31 protein-coding genes are annotated in these 13,267 nt (G+C 58.8%); 10 read left to right on the forward strand and 21 right to left on the reverse strand.

The annotated features are described in order from the left end of the window. Window positions 1-93 precede the first annotated feature (93 nt). The 20 genes from H5P29_RS17485 to H5P29_RS17580 all read right to left on the reverse strand — a co-directional run bounded on the left by H5P29_RS17485 (window position 94) and on the right by H5P29_RS17580 (window position 8,597). Entirely contained in the window at window positions 94-366 is a 273-nt protein-coding gene (locus tag H5P29_RS17485) for a hypothetical protein (protein ID WP_154384072.1), read from the reverse strand. Then, on the reverse strand, window positions 367-1,635 hold the full coding sequence (locus H5P29_RS17490) for a hypothetical protein (protein ID WP_154384073.1): 1,269 nt from the start codon (window positions 1,633-1,635) through the stop codon (window positions 367-369). Then, window positions 1,635-1,868 carry a hypothetical protein gene (locus H5P29_RS17495; RefSeq protein WP_154384074.1) on the reverse strand — a complete coding sequence of 78 codons (234 nt, stop codon included), beginning with the start codon at window positions 1,866-1,868 and terminating at the stop codon, window positions 1,635-1,637. The genes H5P29_RS17490 and H5P29_RS17495 overlap by 1 nt, the downstream gene beginning before the upstream one ends. Further along, window positions 1,865-2,044, reverse strand: coding sequence for a hypothetical protein (locus H5P29_RS17500; protein WP_154384075.1), 180 nt, complete (start codon window positions 2,042-2,044; stop codon window positions 1,865-1,867). The genes H5P29_RS17495 and H5P29_RS17500 overlap by 4 nt, the downstream gene beginning before the upstream one ends. After that, entirely contained in the window at window positions 2,037-2,390 is a 354-nt protein-coding gene (locus H5P29_RS17505) for a hypothetical protein (protein ID WP_154384076.1), read from the reverse strand. Before H5P29_RS17505 ends, H5P29_RS17500 begins: the two co-directional genes overlap by 8 nt. A gap of 2 nt (window positions 2,391-2,392) precedes the next feature. Beyond that, window positions 2,393-2,950: a hypothetical protein gene (locus H5P29_RS17510; RefSeq protein WP_185910113.1), complete on the reverse strand. Its 558-nt coding sequence runs from the start codon at window positions 2,948-2,950 to the stop codon at window positions 2,393-2,395. Next, window positions 2,947-3,351, reverse strand: a complete 405-nt coding sequence (locus tag H5P29_RS17515) for an HNH endonuclease (protein ID WP_154384077.1) — start codon at window positions 3,349-3,351, stop codon at window positions 2,947-2,949. The genes H5P29_RS17510 and H5P29_RS17515 overlap by 4 nt, the downstream gene beginning before the upstream one ends. Beyond that, window positions 3,351-3,551: a hypothetical protein gene (locus tag H5P29_RS17520; RefSeq protein WP_154384078.1), complete on the reverse strand. Its 201-nt coding sequence runs from the start codon at window positions 3,549-3,551 to the stop codon at window positions 3,351-3,353. Before H5P29_RS17520 ends, H5P29_RS17515 begins: the two co-directional genes overlap by 1 nt. After that, on the reverse strand, window positions 3,548-3,946 hold the full coding sequence (locus H5P29_RS17525) for a recombination protein NinB (RefSeq protein WP_154384247.1): 399 nt from the start codon (window positions 3,944-3,946) through the stop codon (window positions 3,548-3,550). Before H5P29_RS17525 ends, H5P29_RS17520 begins: the two co-directional genes overlap by 4 nt. Next, window positions 3,946-4,365, reverse strand: coding sequence for a single-stranded DNA-binding protein (locus H5P29_RS17530; RefSeq protein ID WP_154384079.1), 420 nt, complete (start codon window positions 4,363-4,365; stop codon window positions 3,946-3,948). Before H5P29_RS17530 ends, H5P29_RS17525 begins: the two co-directional genes overlap by 1 nt. 2 nt (window positions 4,366-4,367) lie before the next feature. Next, a complete protein-coding gene (locus H5P29_RS17535) occupies window positions 4,368-5,039 on the reverse strand; it encodes a Rad52/Rad22 family DNA repair protein (RefSeq protein WP_154384080.1) in 672 nt (223 codons plus the stop codon). A 210-nt stretch (window positions 5,040-5,249) separates the two neighbouring features. Beyond that, on the reverse strand, window positions 5,250-5,459 hold the full coding sequence (locus H5P29_RS17540; protein ID WP_154384081.1) for a hypothetical protein: 210 nt from the start codon (window positions 5,457-5,459) through the stop codon (window positions 5,250-5,252). Continuing rightward, entirely contained in the window at window positions 5,456-5,659 is a 204-nt protein-coding gene (locus H5P29_RS17545) for a hypothetical protein (RefSeq protein WP_154384082.1), read from the reverse strand. Before H5P29_RS17545 ends, H5P29_RS17540 begins: the two co-directional genes overlap by 4 nt. Then, on the reverse strand, window positions 5,656-5,886 hold the full coding sequence (locus tag H5P29_RS17550) for a hypothetical protein (protein ID WP_154384083.1): 231 nt from the start codon (window positions 5,884-5,886) through the stop codon (window positions 5,656-5,658). The genes H5P29_RS17545 and H5P29_RS17550 overlap by 4 nt, the downstream gene beginning before the upstream one ends. 90 nt (window positions 5,887-5,976) lie before the next feature. Then, on the reverse strand, window positions 5,977-6,198 hold the full coding sequence (locus H5P29_RS17555; RefSeq protein WP_154384084.1) for a hypothetical protein: 222 nt from the start codon (window positions 6,196-6,198) through the stop codon (window positions 5,977-5,979). Continuing rightward, on the reverse strand, window positions 6,195-6,515 hold the full coding sequence (locus H5P29_RS17560; protein ID WP_154384085.1) for a hypothetical protein: 321 nt from the start codon (window positions 6,513-6,515) through the stop codon (window positions 6,195-6,197). The genes H5P29_RS17555 and H5P29_RS17560 overlap by 4 nt, the downstream gene beginning before the upstream one ends. An 11-nt stretch (window positions 6,516-6,526) precedes the next feature. Continuing rightward, window positions 6,527-6,736, reverse strand: a complete 210-nt coding sequence (locus tag H5P29_RS17565; RefSeq protein WP_154384086.1) for a hypothetical protein — start codon at window positions 6,734-6,736, stop codon at window positions 6,527-6,529. A gap of 1 nt (window position 6,737) precedes the next feature. After that, on the reverse strand, window positions 6,738-6,917 hold the full coding sequence (locus H5P29_RS17570; RefSeq protein ID WP_154384087.1) for a hypothetical protein: 180 nt from the start codon (window positions 6,915-6,917) through the stop codon (window positions 6,738-6,740). A 25-nt stretch (window positions 6,918-6,942) separates the two neighbouring features. Continuing rightward, complete coding sequence (locus H5P29_RS17575; RefSeq protein ID WP_154384088.1) at window positions 6,943-7,128, reverse strand: hypothetical protein; 186 nt, start codon at window positions 7,126-7,128, stop codon at window positions 6,943-6,945. 854 nt (window positions 7,129-7,982) lie between these two features. Next, entirely contained in the window at window positions 7,983-8,597 is a 615-nt protein-coding gene (locus H5P29_RS17580) for an XRE family transcriptional regulator (RefSeq protein WP_246670685.1), read from the reverse strand. Window positions 8,598-8,688: 91 nt separating this feature from the next. On the opposite strand from H5P29_RS17580, the gene H5P29_RS32945 reads away from it, so the two are divergent. Next, window positions 8,689-8,916: a helix-turn-helix domain-containing protein gene (locus tag H5P29_RS32945; protein ID WP_154384089.1), complete on the forward strand. Its 228-nt coding sequence runs from the start codon at window positions 8,689-8,691 to the stop codon at window positions 8,914-8,916. A 187-nt stretch (window positions 8,917-9,103) separates the two neighbouring features. Here the strand turns inward: H5P29_RS32945 and H5P29_RS17590 are convergent, their stop codons facing one another. Next, window positions 9,104-9,403 carry a hypothetical protein gene (locus H5P29_RS17590; RefSeq protein ID WP_154384090.1) on the reverse strand — a complete coding sequence of 100 codons (300 nt, stop codon included), beginning with the start codon at window positions 9,401-9,403 and terminating at the stop codon, window positions 9,104-9,106. 65 nt (window positions 9,404-9,468) lie between these two features. Here H5P29_RS17590 and H5P29_RS17595 point away from each other — a divergent pair, with 65 nt between their 5' ends. The 9 genes from H5P29_RS17595 (at window position 9,469) to H5P29_RS17635 (ending at window position 13,266) form a co-directional block, all read left to right on the forward strand. Then, window positions 9,469-9,804: a hypothetical protein gene (locus H5P29_RS17595; protein WP_154384091.1), complete on the forward strand. Its 336-nt coding sequence runs from the start codon at window positions 9,469-9,471 to the stop codon at window positions 9,802-9,804. Beyond that, the gene (locus H5P29_RS17600; RefSeq protein ID WP_154384092.1) at window positions 9,805-9,966 is read left to right on the forward strand and encodes a hypothetical protein; all 162 of its coding nucleotides are present in this window, start codon (window positions 9,805-9,807) and stop codon (window positions 9,964-9,966) included. It abuts the gene before it with no gap. A 474-nt stretch (window positions 9,967-10,440) separates the two neighbouring features. After that, on the forward strand, window positions 10,441-10,827 hold the full coding sequence (locus H5P29_RS17605; RefSeq protein ID WP_154384093.1) for a hypothetical protein: 387 nt from the start codon (window positions 10,441-10,443) through the stop codon (window positions 10,825-10,827). Window positions 10,828-10,845: 18 nt separating this feature from the next. Further along, complete coding sequence (locus H5P29_RS17610) at window positions 10,846-11,046, forward strand: hypothetical protein (RefSeq protein WP_154384094.1); 201 nt, start codon at window positions 10,846-10,848, stop codon at window positions 11,044-11,046. Beyond that, window positions 11,043-11,402 carry a hypothetical protein gene (locus tag H5P29_RS17615; protein WP_154384095.1) on the forward strand — a complete coding sequence of 120 codons (360 nt, stop codon included), beginning with the start codon at window positions 11,043-11,045 and terminating at the stop codon, window positions 11,400-11,402. The genes H5P29_RS17610 and H5P29_RS17615 overlap by 4 nt, the downstream gene beginning before the upstream one ends. A gap of 217 nt (window positions 11,403-11,619) precedes the next feature. Then, window positions 11,620-11,874 carry a hypothetical protein gene (locus H5P29_RS17620; protein ID WP_154384096.1) on the forward strand — a complete coding sequence of 85 codons (255 nt, stop codon included), beginning with the start codon at window positions 11,620-11,622 and terminating at the stop codon, window positions 11,872-11,874. Between the two features lie 68 nt (window positions 11,875-11,942). Next, entirely contained in the window at window positions 11,943-12,563 is a 621-nt protein-coding gene (locus H5P29_RS17625) for a hypothetical protein (protein ID WP_246670686.1), read from the forward strand. Continuing rightward, entirely contained in the window at window positions 12,560-12,856 is a 297-nt protein-coding gene (locus tag H5P29_RS17630) for a hypothetical protein (protein WP_154384098.1), read from the forward strand. Before H5P29_RS17625 ends, H5P29_RS17630 begins: the two co-directional genes overlap by 4 nt. Then, complete coding sequence (locus tag H5P29_RS17635; RefSeq protein WP_185910114.1) at window positions 12,853-13,266, forward strand: hypothetical protein; 414 nt, start codon at window positions 12,853-12,855, stop codon at window positions 13,264-13,266. The genes H5P29_RS17630 and H5P29_RS17635 overlap by 4 nt, the downstream gene beginning before the upstream one ends. The last annotated feature ends 1 nt before the right edge of the window (window position 13,267 follow it).

The following is a 13,267-nucleotide window of genomic DNA, read 5'->3' on the forward strand; positions in this document are numbered from 1 at the left end:
TGCCAGCCGAGATGACTATCGGTAAGAACCTCGTCCCCAATCTGGATGGTTTCGCCTTCTTCGAGCATCCTGTAGCGATGATCCCAAGCCATGCTACTTGCCCTCCACAGCCGGGGAGCGGAGGGCGGCGAGGACTTCGGAGGCTGCATCCAGCGCGGCATCGGCGCATCGCGGGCATAGGTCGGTGAAATCGAGGCGGCTCTTGCCGCCGTAGCTGTCAGCGGAACGCGCACCTTCCATCCGGGCGGAACCCCATGCCTTGGGCTTGGAGAAGCTTCGCGAGGTGTGCGAGCCAGATACGGTCTTCTCTTCGATCTTGCCGCAGTTGTCGCAACGGATTTTCGGGGTGATGTCTACGTCAGCCATTTATTTGGCCTCCACTGTCTTAATGTCAGAAGGGTGGACCGACAGAGCGAGAACATCGTAACCGTCATCTCGCTTCAGCCACGTCCCGGCGCAAACCGACTTTCTGTCGAGCGTTTCGACTTCGACAAACCGGAGATTTGCGGCGCCGCCGTCATCCTGGAAAACGATGTGAAGCTCCACCACCCCCACAGGCGCTGAGACTTGCGTAGGAGTGAAGGGGAACGAATGAAGGCAACCTAAGCACCGTTTACTGGGATCGGATTGACCACACCCGCCGCATGGCTCTATCCCAGATCGTGAAAAAGACGGGTGGAGCGAAGATTGAATGCGCCCTATGCCCGCTGGCGTAGGAGTGGGGTGGAGCGCAGCCTCGGCGGCCCGTTGTTCGGGTCCGTCCAACATCCGAATGATGTCGAGGATGAATGCCACGTTTCGCCGCTCGACCATGATGCTTTTCTGGGTGTCGCTGTGCAGCGGGTCCGGCTGTTTGAACTCAGTCGCAAACTTCATCTGCTCCGAAGGGAATCGACGAATGTACGTTGTCGGCTCAAGATAGTTCGCGCAGGCCGACTGCATGTTCTGGAACAGGACGTGCAGCGCCTTGATCCCCACCGGCTCTACGGCAGGTGCTGGGGAGGCGTAGAGTGGGCGAAAAATTTTCCCCTCTGGCATTCTGGCACATTCTTCTGCCGACCAATCTTCTGGAAGGTTGCACCACCTTCCGTTGATGTACTGCTGCCATGCCGCCGCCTGTCCTGCAGGTGCTGGGGAGCGGCGTAGGCAAGGTACGCAGCGTGTTTTGTTGGTTGGGTAGCCAATTGGCGGGCAGTCGCTGCACAACTCGTCGACCGCCTCTTTCTGGCTGACAGGCGACCGAGAGGCTTCGAGGGCGGCACGAGCGGCGGTGACGAAGCTGGCCTTGAAGGGATCGAGATCGTACATCTCGTCCCAGGGCGTCACTTCCCCGTGTTTCAAACGATCCGCATAAAGGCTTTCGAATATGGCCTTGGCCGCAGTCTGCTCCTCCGTCACTCCTGCTGAAGTGGTGGAGAGGTAGGTGAGAACGTCGGGCACAATGTTGCGCAATTTGAGGAGGTCAGTGAAGCCTTCGCCGAGTTCTTCAACAGCGTTTGGCGTCATGCGGTTTTCTGGCCAAGCAGCAACCTTTTCGTATGCGGCGGACAGGCGAGCGGCCAGAGGCTCGGGATGCTGGCACGAACCGTCGCAATAGCCGACATGCTGACAAACGCAATCATTGAGGACGGCCATCAGAAGTCGTCTCCGTTGCGGGGGTTGTCGCGGTCAAAGCGGCGGTCTTCGTCGCGCTGATCGCGCTGGTCGTCTGGATCGGGCTGGCTCTCTTCCCAAGGGCAGACGCCGCCGCTCTCTTCCTCAAGCTCGCAACTGCGGCGTGAATAAGCGCCACAGAACGGGCAAAGCGTGTCGCCGCGGTCGTCTTCGGGCGAAGCCAGTTTCCATGCGTCGTAACCGGGGATTTTCATGAGCGGCTCTCCTCAACTTCGGCGAGGACTGCATGCGCTTCCTGAACGCGCAGGGCCAGCACCTCCCAATTGGTGTTCCCGATGAGGGCTTTGACCTCAGGGCCGAACATTCCCAATCCGGCAACCTCATTCACGAGTTTGCGCAGGGCCACTTTCGTCTTGTCGAGTTCATGCATGGGAGGAGCCCTCCGCTTTGGAGCGGTCGAAATCAGATGGTTGGAAACCGTCGATGCCCGCAGCGGAAAGCGCTTCGTATCCGGCGACAATCCGGTGATTGTAGGTGAGTGCCTGACGGATTTCCGAAGGGCAATCATCGCGATTGCGCAGCAACTGGCAAAGACCGATGAGCCCCTTGATGGCATCAGCCATTGATGGCGCGGCGGTGATCAGGGGTATGTCCACAGCCCGGTGCACGGTCGCGATGAGCCCGGAATGCTCACTTGCCCAATCGGGACCGTAGATGCGGGTATTACCCTCTTGTCCGCGCCGCCAAGGGGCAGGCGTATGCTTTGTTCCAGCCATAGCTAAGCGCTCCTGGATGGGGAACGGGCGGCGAGCATGGCGTCGGCGGGATTGGTGGGGCCAGTATCTACCGGCGGACTTCCGGTCGCTGACACTGGCCCCTTCGCGTCACCCTGATCCGACCGGATTTTCTCACCGGCAGGGGTCTGCGAACTGAAATGGGCGGCTTTCCACTCAGCGCAGATAATCTCTGGCTGGGTGTAATCTGCAATCTGACCGTCAGGGCCGATTGTCATGATGATGTAGTCGCCGTAGCCTTCGTAGCCGTGGCAAAGAAAGCTACCCGGCACATAGCCATCACGGTACGCGACCTTGCGGCCCTCTGCGTCGAGCAGCCAATATTGGCCTGCGTCACAGACCTTGTAGTGAATGTCAGCGGCGGTCCCTTCGGGCCAACCCTCAATCTTGCCGGTCGCCAGTTCGATCTTGACGCGCCATACGTCTCCGTCGCGGCCGGGAATGAGCGTGCCGTCTGTGTCCTCAATGTCGTTGACGTAGGCGTCTTCCCAGTAGCGCACGCCTGTTTCGGCCAAAATGTGAGTGGCTGCTTTGATGCTCATGCCTCTGTCCTCGCTTGCGCGAACAAGGGGCGGGCAGAAGGCACCGGCAGCTTGTCCGCTTTGGGTTTCGGTGATTTCGGCGCAGACGGGATTTTCGCTTTGACCCGCGTCTTCATGCCGAGGAATGACTGGCGAACCGTCTTGGCTGCCAGTGGCGTGTCGCGATTCCGTGTTTTCCAGCCGTGGCATTTCGGGCAGACAGCCCGGCAGTTATCCAGACTGTTGTCCTTGGAATTGGCATCGAGAATGAGGTGATCGTACTGGACGCCTAGGCTCAGGTCGTTTGAACAGCGCAAGCCTTCGGGCAGGCCGTACCATGAGCCCACAGCCTCACAGCGCTTGGTTGAGCGCAGAAGAGCCTGCTTGCGGGTGGAGGTAGAAAACTCGTGGCGATTGGCCATCAATACGTCTCCTCGATCCGCTCGCGGTCTGCCCTGCCGAACTCAGGCAGGATTTCCGCGAGATGCGAGACAAGCGCGGCATTCACCCGCGCGTCGACCTCGGCCATGAGCTGTTCTGTTTTGCGGTCCTGCACGATCAGATAAGCGAGCGTTGAGGCTCTTGCGTGCGGGTTGCGTTTGGCGTGGGAGAGGGCGGTCATGCTGCCTGCTCCTGCTCATCGTGGAAAACGACGCCGTTTTGCACGCCCCAAGCGGTGATGATCTCCAGCAAATCGCTCATCTCCTGCTTGGACAGGTCTGACGATGATTTGGTCAGGCTGACGAAGCCGGTGCCGTCCAGATTGGGAACAATGCGAACTTCGCGCTTGAGGGCGTCGAGAAAGACCAGCTTCCAATCATCGGGCGTGAGCTTGAGGCCGCGATACTTGACCTGTGTGGCTATGTCGGTGAGGGCGGCCCACATACGAGCGTTCTGGTCGAGCGAGCGCTTGGGAGCCTTCCATTCGATCCGTGTGCCGACAGGCGCATCCCAGGCCCAAGCGGTGGCCTTCTTGCGGTCTGCATCGGTGTTCAAGACCAGTAATGCTCGGGTCATCACCGCCACTCCGGGGCGAAGGGAATTTCGTCGTCCAACTCACGACCGGGGCGTCCACCGCCAGACGGCACGTCGCCGTCATCAGGCTCGCGCTCATACATGCCCTGCTCGGCCTTCCGCGCTTCCTGCTTGCTGCCCTGCAAGGTGATCTCGTTCGCGCGGACCGTCAGGTATGTTTTCCCGTCATGCTCGCGCTTGCCGAAGTCGCCGGACACGGTGACGGAACCGCCCTTCCTGAGGTGTGGCGTCAGAGCTTCGCCGCGCTTGCCCCAGAGCGAGCAATCAAAGAACAGGGTGCTTTTCCGTTCGCCATAGCCGTCATCGACAGCGACAGAGAAGCCAAGAACGGGCTCGCCATTCGGAGTTCTGCGAAACTCGGCATCCCTGGTCAGCCGGCCTGCAATTGTGATGGTCTTCATGGTCAGGCAACCTTCTTTTCTGGATTGGTGATGGCCTCGCGACGCTTGGCGAACTTGGGCTTGGCGATGTCTCGGAAGTCGGGCGACCAGCCGTCACGGTCCATGATCGCAGCCCAAATCTTGGCGCACTTATCGACCTCGGCGATGCTGTTGCAGTCGAGCAGATCGGTATCGATGTCGGCTAAACCCTGCTTCTGTTGGGCTGAGCTGGCGCGCGGGGCTCCCTTAACGAACGACCACGGGTCAGCCGTCCAGCGCTTCCAGTTCCATTTCTTCTTGCCCTGGTACTCGGTCTCGTAGGCCTCGCAGGGAACCCAAGGCGTCTCAAGCGCATAGAGGTAGCGACCGACACCCCATTTGACTGCGGCGCGCTTGAGAGCGTCCGAAATAGCCCCTTTCTCGGCCTCGACATCACTGTCGCCGGCACCGTCCGCCTTTGTGATCCATTCGTCGCCGATGCGGATTGACAGGTAGCAAATTGTGCGGGCGCCGTGGAACTCGTAACGGTCCTGCCAATTGATAGGGCCGCAGACCGTGTCGAGGCGGTCCATCACGTCGCGGGCGTCGATGTAGGCCAAGGCCATCGCCTTGGTACCGTCCTTGGTAACAGACTGCGCGCGCCAGCTAATGGCCTCGCGTGGGAACTCTGCGGTCAAACCCTCAAGCACGATCATCTGTTTCTCTCCTCGGCGCCCACATGGGGCAGAGACCACCGTTGATGCCGGTGCATCTCATGAATGGATCCATGTCAGACCAGACGGTCGGAGCTACGAAGCCGCCGCCCTCGACACGGGGAAATTTCAAACACACCCAGGAGGACGGCGAGCGCTTCCGTGAAGCCTGCTCAACGTTGTCGCAGTCCTCGCAAAAGGTGTACTGACGGCTCACTTGGCTGCCCTCACGGCTTCGGCGTAGTGCTTCCAAGCCCGAAGCGCCCGACGCATTTCCAGCATGTGGTCCAGCCGCCAGCCGGGCAGCCGATAGCGGAGTGCCTGATGCGCGCTCTTGCGAGCCGTTACGGCTTTCCAGAAATCATCATCCGCAACGATGCGGGCGTGCAAGTCGGGGATCACTGACAGATCGGCGCGTGTCATTGCGCTTCCTCCGAATGGCCGACGAGCTTGGTGAAGGCCTTGGGAAACCGCATGAAGGTTTCGAACTCGGCCAGGTCGACGGGTGTCAGGGCAGGGTGGTGCTTGACGTATTCGCGGGCTGCCTGGACCTGATCGGCCAAGCTCACGGTCTCGCGGTCTTCGGTGCTCAGCGAGGCACCACGGATGGTCTGAATGTTCATGCTGCCCTCGTTGTGCGTTCGCGCTCGATCTCTTCAACCGTATGGGCGGCGTGGTAGAGCATCGAAGCGGTGTGTTCTTCGGTTTCGGCTCGGGAGAAATGCTCGCTTGCCAGATCGACCTCACCGGCATTGGCGAGGATCAGGCCCCAGCGGCTGTGCTTTTCAGCCTTGCTCTGGAGGGCTGCGGCCTGTGCTTTCAGTTCATGAGATGGTGTGACGGCAAGCATGGCTCACGTCCTTCTAAGCGCTTCGATGAGGAAGCCAGCGGGGATTGCTGATCCGATGAAAAGGGTGATGAGATGGAGCCAAGGCATGGGTTATGCCTCCTTGGCGTAGAGCTTGGTGCCGGGTGCGGGCTGGTATCCGCTGGCCCACTTGATGACAGTGAGGTCGTGTAGAGAGCCTGCGAATTCGACAGCTTCCCCAACTGGGGTTATCGCCGCCTCATACGCATCAAACGCCGCGTTCAGACCCTGTAGGGTGTTGGTGGTGCTTTCATCTGCGTAGAAGGCTTGGATGCCTGCTTCTCGCGGGGTCATGATTGGGCCTCTTTGGCTTTGGAGAGGAGTTCACAGATGCGCATGTCTAGGGATGCGTCTCCGCCCGAATCCTCGTTCAAAAGGGACGGGCACTCGCCCCAGACAACCGCGTAAAGATCACCAAGCGCCTTCACCAGATCATCATGGGCGTTGACTGCTCGGACGATGAAATCTGCGTCTTCGCGGCTGAAAGCGCTCGGGTAGTAGAGCGTGTCGTTCAACAGCCATTTACCCTTAGCGTCCCGAACCGTGTAGCTGGGACCAAACGATGAAGTCTTATCTTCGGTGATCGTCCATGGCGTAGGGGAATGGGTCATCACTCGTCTCCCTAAGCTTCTTCAAGCTCAAGCTCGTCTGGCGTCTGGCCACTCTTGATCAGGTCAAGCAGGCCCTCGTTGACGACGAAGTACCGGCCACCAAACAGCACCGTGTAGCGAGGACCACCGGGCGCTCCGCAGAAGGTCGACACCACCTGATAAGAGGTGCCGGGAGCCGGGATGGGCTTTGCGTCTTGGGATATGTGAGTGAGGGCGTTCATGTCAGCGGACTTCAGTCATCGAGGTCACATCGCGACGGACCTTCACAACCACCCATCCGTCTCGGATGAGGCTTTCACGCGTGGTCTTGTGAGCGTCCGAATAGGTCTCGGCCTCGACTTCGCGGTGAAAGCCGAACGTGTGGCCGTCCCGCTTTGCGACAATGTCGAGAACGTATGTCATCTGCTCGCTCCGTTGGCTGTGTTGGTTAGGCGGATGTCGCTGCGATGATGCGTTCAGCAAGGGGCTGAAAGGACGGAACATCGCCCGCATGGCGGCATCCGTAGGCGGCAACGAGAAGCTCGCGGAACTCGCGCTTGAAACTGGCCAGTTCTAGCTTGGAAACGCGGCCATCGGCCTCGGTGATCAGTTTCATGATTGCCAGCTTGCCCATCTGCTGTCTCCGTTGGCTGTGTGCCTATGGAGACGAATATATACGCATACGCATAATGCACAAGCACAAAAATACGCCGACGCATATTTTTTTTGACAAGGGCGAACCCTTATGCGATTTGTTGGATGCGGTGACCCGGTGCAACTCCGGGCCGGTCAGGCCGCAGGCGCGGGGGTCGAAAGTCCTACGGTGCTACCGGAAACAGAGGATGGGCTAGCTGAGAGGCGGCCCTGCACAAGCGAAGCGACCGACGTGACGGTTCAACTCGCGGCAAACGATCTCCCTTCCTTATTGGCTTCGGCCAGTAGGGGTAGGGGGTCTTTGCCTGCTCGCTCCCTCAGCTCGGGTTCAAGCCCCTTAAGAGAAGGTAAGGTAAGGATAAAGCTCTACTGCCACCGAACAGAAGTTATCTTCACACGCCATTCCAGCGAGGGCCCATTGATTGGAGCCTTGTAAGTGGGTTGGTCAAACCTCCAGCACGACCCAAATACATTTTGGGGTTTGATGATTTTGTCGGTGGACAAATAATCGTCTGAAACCGGGTCACTATATCCCTCTCTATACCCCTCCAGAGAGAAGGATAGCCGAGTAATAGTATCTGAGGTGTTATTCTTGAAAACTATGTAGATGGGGTGCATCTGGGAACAGCGCTCAAGGTCATATAGGGCGCCAGCGATTATTTTATCACGTTTTGCCGTTTCATACTTGTCTGCGGCCCAATAGTAGGCGCCGATGGCGCAGGCAGCTACAACCAATATCGCTGCGAGCGACAAGACTTGGCGCGGGAAGGCCAACAAAAGAAAAAGGGCTATTCCTATCCCAACAACCCAAGCCATCCGGCACCCCTCCGAAGCTTAAAGCCTAACCCATTCTTCACGCGGGATTCGAAAGCGGAAGGGGGCGGCCCACTCAACTACCACATCCTCAATGTCAGCGGCATTGGAACTTACGAGTGTGAATAGGCCGTCAAGAGACCCTCGCCGTAGTTTTTTGATAAACATGCGCCCGTCTGCCAGGCGCAGTATGCATGTCCGACCGATAAGATCCTGCGGGGGTCTTCCCTCTTTGTGGTATCCGACCAGGTCCCCGTCCTCAAATACAGGCATTTGGGAATCGCCCCGGACAATTACGGCACCCGTGCCATCAGGGATTGGGAAATCGACCTCGGCAACGTCGATCCCGTGGTTATCATCATGGAGTATTGGTGTAACCTCAGCTCCCGCGCCAACATATCCGAAAATACTCACTGTCTGCGTCCAGCCGGTTTCCCAGCCTGTCTCTGATAGGTCAAAGTCAATACCATGCTCATCAGCGAAGGCTTTTAGCTTCGCGATGTGCTCGAATTCGGGTTTAGACCCACGTTCCCACCTTGAGACCGTAGGCTGAGTTACACCGAGGACTTCGGCAAACTCGCCCTGGTTCAAATTGGCGACGGTGCGCAGGCGGCGAATGGCTGTCTTCAACTCCATACGCCAGCGCATATCAAGGGGCAGCATAGAAATAAAATACACCAACGCATAACCTCTTGCAAAATAGTATGCGTATGCGTATAAATGCGTTATGAGCGCAATTAGGCATATCCGCAAAACCGTGTTCCGCCTGAACCAGGCAGAGTTCGCCGTCGTGGCGGGCGTTACGCAGGCAACCATATCTCGTTGGGAGAAGGGCGGGTCGCCCACTCTCGAAGAGATGCAGCGCATCAGGGACGCAGCGGCAAAGCGCAAAATCAAATGGTCCGACAAGCTGTTCTTCGAGGCCCCGAAGGCTAACGAGAGGGCAAGCGCATGAGCCGTCCTCGGAAGCCAAAACCCGTTGAATCGATGGACACTACACCCACCGAAGAAGAGTTCGCCCAGATGGCCCGAGGGTGGGCGCTGTGGGAAGCAGAGCCGTATCCCCGCCCTCTTTCGGAGACTGGTGAATGGGGCTTTGACCTCATCACAAAGCGCTGGTTTCAGAAGGTGGCGAAATGACCTCAATTCGCCTGCGACTTATCAATAGGCTTGAGAGCCTCCGAGATCAGATCTCCAAGCATCTTGTGCAGAAATTGGGCCGACCCGAGGTGCATGCGCAGTCGTGCGGAGATGTTCACGAACCCCTCGTTGTTCGCGTCCAGAACGCCAGCACCAAGGGACAGATAGACCACGCCATTGTTGTTGCGGGCTTCTGTCAGGATATCGACGTATTCAACGCGCGTTCCGGCGTCCCTAATCTCCCAGAACTTATCGCCAACCGCGATCTGGTTCCCGCTCTTGATCACGATCTCATCGGCCATTTCGTAGCTCCCCTATCTGATCATCGGATGGTGCAGGCAAAGAACGCCGGAGTCGAGGTGTCGGCATGACCTCCCCAGACCAGAACTACACCTCCTGGCATGTTGGTATGCGCGTCGTGTGCCGAGACAACCGCGATTTCGAATGCTGGCTCAATGTCGATGACATCTACACAATCAAATCGATCGGCATGGGGATGGGTGCTTACAAGGGGCGCTATACAACCCACGTTGTTGTCGTCCTTGCGGAAGTAGATAACCCAGACGACGCTTTTTTCCCGATGGAGACGCCCGGATTCTGTGCCGCCCGCTTCCGCCCTGTCCAAACCCGCAAAACCGACATTTCCGTGTTTACCTCCATGCTCTCTCCCAAGCCTGCAAAGGCTGGAAAGGTGAGGGCGTAGATGCGCGACAGCACCAAGTGGCAGATGGCAGGGTGGAGTATTTTCTTGATCTCCACGATCGCGATCCATCTCAGGTCGGCGGACGTCAAGATTGCGTCCCTGCACATCATCACAGCAATCGCGCTTGCCACTTCCGCCATTCTCAAGGCGCTCGGCAAATGAGCGCGTCATTTCGCATATTCCGGGAGCGTGGATCTTTCGAGATCAGCGCGATCTGTATTGGAGACGTCGTCCCGGTAAGGGCTCGTGGCCGTCTCTCCACCTGCACGAAGACACCTCAGAACAAAGTCCACGCGCCCGCTCTTTTCGCATCCGTGCCATTCCTCCCACTCCCCTTGGCACGGCCACTGGTCGCGAGATCGAGGCTCCTCCAGCTTCTCTCGCGGCCCTTTTCTTCCGTTGTCGTTATCGGCAACACGTTGCGGAGACTGGCGTCGGTTCTTCTCCTCCGACAGTCCCAGCCTCCGCATGGCCTGGCTCTTGCTCAGGCTAAGAATTGGTGCGGCCTGCCCATTACCCGCCGCTCGGTATTTTCGCGCGCTCAAGCCGGCAAGCAATCGGCGCGCGGCCTCTTCGAGAGATTCAAAGTCCTTTCGTGTCCCGTGGTCCATGTGCAGAAACATGAGGCAAGGAACGATGGAAAAATCACAAAAGCCTTTGGAGAATTCCCAAATGTCTGAGCTGACTTGGGCGTCAGATCAGTTGCAGAATTACATCGCCCCACCCGGCTCGGCGGCTGGAAAGGGCGAACGCATTCGCAACGCAGCCCGAAAATTGAGGTGGAGCTACTGGCGCACTCATTCCGTTTGGTATGCGGATGAGCGCGTATCAGTCAAACCGCGCGAATTGCGCGAGATCGAGGTACTGACCGGTGTCAAATACGGACAAGAACAACTCCGAGAATACGACGAACTCATCGCAGCCGCCGAAAGTCTCCTGGCTGGCGGAAAGGAGGATCTCCGCAGCGCTGCGGTTACTCTACTCCGCGCGTTGGCTGGCTCTTCTCATCGCCCCCGAGCTTAAGAAGAGGCGCGACCTACTATGAAGACTGTCCTCAAGGCCACTAGCCCCAACGATATCGACTTCACCATGTCGGTGACGATGCCGCTCGGTGACTGGCGCAAGCTCGCCACGCAGCTCGGTAGCAACGTCTACCCAAGCTGGATGCTAGGCAAGGAAATTCGCCTGCTCGTGGAAAAGGCGACCGCCGAATTCACGGCTGATGAGGGGGCGGCACAATGAACACGCTTTCTTGGCTGCTGTATGCCGCAGACGTGTCGCGGAATTTGCGTTCTGTGGTTGGCGGCGTGATGTTTCTGATGTGTGTTCCGGGTCTTGTTGGGTTGGCGGTTTTGTGGGCCTTCACCTTGTTCGAGGAGAAGCCCAAAACTCCCGCTGTAGTTACCACGACGCTCTGGATGGTTGTGGCATTTGCCGGTGCGCTGGTTTTGGTGTTCACACCCTCGGCCAAGACGATCTACATGATCGCCGCATCCGAAGCCGGCGAGACGGTTGTTACATCTCCCGAAGCCATTGAGATGATGGGCGACCTCAAGGCCATCATCAAGAAGAGGCTGGCTGAGGAGTTGGGCAAGTGACCCGCCCGCCCCAATGCATGGATTGCAAACTGGCAGATTGGCAGAGGACCGCGGCTGGGAAACTCCATCCCTCGGGCGATGGCCGGTGCCGATGGGTTATGCCTGAAATACGGCTACCGGTGAGCATGTATTTTTTGAGAGGGCCAACACCGCACGGCGGGAGCATCAATCGTCGTGACGAGTGGCGGCAATGCCCACAATTCCAGCGGGCAGTGAAATGACCCGCCCCCGTCTCTCCCTCCGTGCCGAAGAGCTTTTGTCCTATTTCACAGGACTAGCACCAGTCGGCAGCACGATTGAGGTGCCAATCGCTCAGGCCCGAGACGACCTCCGTCTTGGCGGCGAATGGGTCTACTACAAGTACATCAGGCAGCTGATTTCGCACGGCCTGATCAGGCGCATTGCGTGCGGTAGCCAGGGCTCGACCGGCGTTCTGATGGTCCTGCGCCGCCTCGAGGATGTCAGGGCATGAGCAAGGCGGCATCTGCGCGCGGATTGTTCCGGGCAACTGGCAAGAAATCTAAGCCAGTGCCACGCCAGATGCTCGACGGCAGCTATGAGCTTGTCGACGGGCTGGTGCGTGAGAAGGACGACTTCTACCCCACGCCGCCTGAGCCGACGCGCGCCTTCCTCCATGCTGAGATCGATCGGCTGCGCGACTTCGGCCTCATCTGGGAACCGGCAGCCGGCGACGGCGCAATGGTCCGCGAGATGGAATCGCTAGGGCTCACCGTCCTCGCATCTGACATGGTTGATCGTGGCTGCGGTGCAATAATCCGTGACTTCTACAGCTTCAACCGTTTCGACGTCTGCGGCGGTGGCTCTGCCATCGTGACCAACCCGCCTTTCCAAGAGTGTGGCTGGGGCAATGGCAAGGCGCGGTGGCTGAAGCACGCGCTCGACGTGCTCGACGTCGATTACATGGCGCTTCTGCTCAACTGGACGTGGCCAGGGGCCGGCGGCCTTGCGGGGTTCTGGGCTGGGCATCCGTGCGCCAGAATCTACCTCATGCGGTGGAAGATCGACTTCACCGGGCAGGGCGCGCCGCCAATGCTCAACGCTTGGTTTGTCTGGGACAAGAAACACCAAGGCGAGACAGTTCTTCGCATGCTCGACCGCAAGGACGCGCGCCAAACTGAGCTTTTCGGGGGGCCTGCATGAGCCTCAACCGCTATGCCACCAAACGGGACATGGCCGAACCCGAGGTGGTTTCGACGCTGACCCAGTGCGGGTTTAGCGTGGTGAGAACGGACAAGCCCACGGACCTGCTTGTCGGGTTCCGGCGTCGCATGTGGCTGGTGGAGGTCAAATCCGGCCACAAGGGCTACGGCAAGAGCCTCAACGACAACCAGAAGAAGTTTGCAGAGACATGGCGGGGGCCAGACATCGTCATCCTTCGCAGCGCCCAAGACGCAATGGATTGGGCCGTTCAAGTTTCAGTGGAGACAGCATGAGAAAAGTAGCCACACCTGAGCCCGAGGGCTTCGAAGAATTTTGGGCCTGCTGGATGCCGCACCGCCGCCGCACAGACGGTCGTGGAGATGCCCGCACAGCCTACCGCAAGCACATCCTTGATGGCGTTGACCCGCAGGACATCCTCGACGGCGCCCGCGGCTTCCTGCGCAGCCTGACCGACGCAGAGCGCCCCTACATCCCGCTCGCGGCCTCATGGCTGAACAAGGAAGCCTATGCCGATTGGGCAGAGGACGAGCGCAGCTATCAACGCCGTCTGGCAGAGATCCAGGCACGCAAGCAGCAGCCGGCAGACGTGATCCAGATGCGCCGTCCCGAGCCCATGTCCGAAGAAGAGAGGCAGAGACGAGAGCAGGTTGTCAGAAACAACCTCCGCAGGCTGGAGGGCTGAT

Source organism: Aminobacter sp. MDW-2 (assembly GCF_014250155.1).
GTDB classification, from domain to species: domain Bacteria; phylum Pseudomonadota; class Alphaproteobacteria; order Rhizobiales; family Rhizobiaceae; genus Aminobacter; species Aminobacter ciceronei.

Excerpts from the sequence above, each read along its gene's own strand:
- H5P29_RS17485 (WP_154384072.1), bottom strand. The coding sequence starts at position 366 with ATGGCTGACGTAGACATCACCCCGAAAATCCGTTGCGACAACTGCGGC.
- H5P29_RS17490 (WP_154384073.1), bottom strand. The coding sequence starts at position 1,635 with ATGGCCGTCCTCAATGATTGCGTTTGTCAGCATGTCGGCTATTGCGAC.
- H5P29_RS17495 (WP_154384074.1), bottom strand. The coding sequence starts at position 1,868 with ATGAAAATCCCCGGTTACGACGCATGGAAACTGGCTTCGCCCGAAGAC.
- H5P29_RS17500 (WP_154384075.1), bottom strand. The coding sequence starts at position 2,044 with ATGCATGAACTCGACAAGACGAAAGTGGCCCTGCGCAAACTCGTGAAT.
- H5P29_RS17505 (WP_154384076.1), bottom strand. The coding sequence starts at position 2,390 with ATGGCTGGAACAAAGCATACGCCTGCCCCTTGGCGGCGCGGACAAGAG.
- H5P29_RS17510 (WP_185910113.1), bottom strand. The coding sequence starts at position 2,950 with ATGAGCATCAAAGCAGCCACTCACATTTTGGCCGAAACAGGCGTGCGC.
- H5P29_RS17515 (WP_154384077.1), bottom strand. The coding sequence starts at position 3,351 with ATGGCCAATCGCCACGAGTTTTCTACCTCCACCCGCAAGCAGGCTCTT.
- H5P29_RS17520 (WP_154384078.1), bottom strand. The coding sequence starts at position 3,551 with ATGACCGCCCTCTCCCACGCCAAACGCAACCCGCACGCAAGAGCCTCA.
- H5P29_RS17525 (WP_154384247.1), bottom strand. The coding sequence starts at position 3,946 with ATGACCCGAGCATTACTGGTCTTGAACACCGATGCAGACCGCAAGAAG.
- H5P29_RS17530 (WP_154384079.1), bottom strand. The coding sequence starts at position 4,365 with ATGAAGACCATCACAATTGCAGGCCGGCTGACCAGGGATGCCGAGTTT.
- H5P29_RS17535 (WP_154384080.1), bottom strand. The coding sequence starts at position 5,039 with ATGATCGTGCTTGAGGGTTTGACCGCAGAGTTCCCACGCGAGGCCATT.
- H5P29_RS17540 (WP_154384081.1), bottom strand. The coding sequence starts at position 5,459 with ATGACACGCGCCGATCTGTCAGTGATCCCCGACTTGCACGCCCGCATC.
- H5P29_RS17545 (WP_154384082.1), bottom strand. The coding sequence starts at position 5,659 with ATGAACATTCAGACCATCCGTGGTGCCTCGCTGAGCACCGAAGACCGC.
- H5P29_RS17550 (WP_154384083.1), bottom strand. The coding sequence starts at position 5,886 with ATGCTTGCCGTCACACCATCTCATGAACTGAAAGCACAGGCCGCAGCC.
- H5P29_RS17555 (WP_154384084.1), bottom strand. The coding sequence starts at position 6,198 with ATGACCCCGCGAGAAGCAGGCATCCAAGCCTTCTACGCAGATGAAAGC.
- H5P29_RS17560 (WP_154384085.1), bottom strand. The coding sequence starts at position 6,515 with ATGACCCATTCCCCTACGCCATGGACGATCACCGAAGATAAGACTTCA.
- H5P29_RS17565 (WP_154384086.1), bottom strand. The coding sequence starts at position 6,736 with ATGAACGCCCTCACTCACATATCCCAAGACGCAAAGCCCATCCCGGCT.
- H5P29_RS17570 (WP_154384087.1), bottom strand. The coding sequence starts at position 6,917 with ATGACATACGTTCTCGACATTGTCGCAAAGCGGGACGGCCACACGTTC.
- H5P29_RS17575 (WP_154384088.1), bottom strand. The coding sequence starts at position 7,128 with ATGGGCAAGCTGGCAATCATGAAACTGATCACCGAGGCCGATGGCCGC.
- H5P29_RS17580 (WP_246670685.1), bottom strand. The coding sequence starts at position 8,597 with ATGGAGTTGAAGACAGCCATTCGCCGCCTGCGCACCGTCGCCAATTTG.
- H5P29_RS32945 (WP_154384089.1), top strand. The coding sequence starts at position 8,689 with ATGAGCGCAATTAGGCATATCCGCAAAACCGTGTTCCGCCTGAACCAG.
- H5P29_RS17590 (WP_154384090.1), bottom strand. The coding sequence starts at position 9,403 with ATGGCCGATGAGATCGTGATCAAGAGCGGGAACCAGATCGCGGTTGGC.
- H5P29_RS17595 (WP_154384091.1), top strand. The coding sequence starts at position 9,469 with ATGACCTCCCCAGACCAGAACTACACCTCCTGGCATGTTGGTATGCGC.
- H5P29_RS17600 (WP_154384092.1), top strand. The coding sequence starts at position 9,805 with ATGCGCGACAGCACCAAGTGGCAGATGGCAGGGTGGAGTATTTTCTTG.
- H5P29_RS17605 (WP_154384093.1), top strand. The coding sequence starts at position 10,441 with ATGGAAAAATCACAAAAGCCTTTGGAGAATTCCCAAATGTCTGAGCTG.
- H5P29_RS17610 (WP_154384094.1), top strand. The coding sequence starts at position 10,846 with ATGAAGACTGTCCTCAAGGCCACTAGCCCCAACGATATCGACTTCACC.
- H5P29_RS17615 (WP_154384095.1), top strand. The coding sequence starts at position 11,043 with ATGAACACGCTTTCTTGGCTGCTGTATGCCGCAGACGTGTCGCGGAAT.
- H5P29_RS17620 (WP_154384096.1), top strand. The coding sequence starts at position 11,620 with ATGACCCGCCCCCGTCTCTCCCTCCGTGCCGAAGAGCTTTTGTCCTAT.
- H5P29_RS17625 (WP_246670686.1), top strand. The coding sequence starts at position 11,943 with ATGCTCGACGGCAGCTATGAGCTTGTCGACGGGCTGGTGCGTGAGAAG.
- H5P29_RS17630 (WP_154384098.1), top strand. The coding sequence starts at position 12,560 with ATGAGCCTCAACCGCTATGCCACCAAACGGGACATGGCCGAACCCGAG.
- H5P29_RS17635 (WP_185910114.1), top strand. The coding sequence starts at position 12,853 with ATGAGAAAAGTAGCCACACCTGAGCCCGAGGGCTTCGAAGAATTTTGG.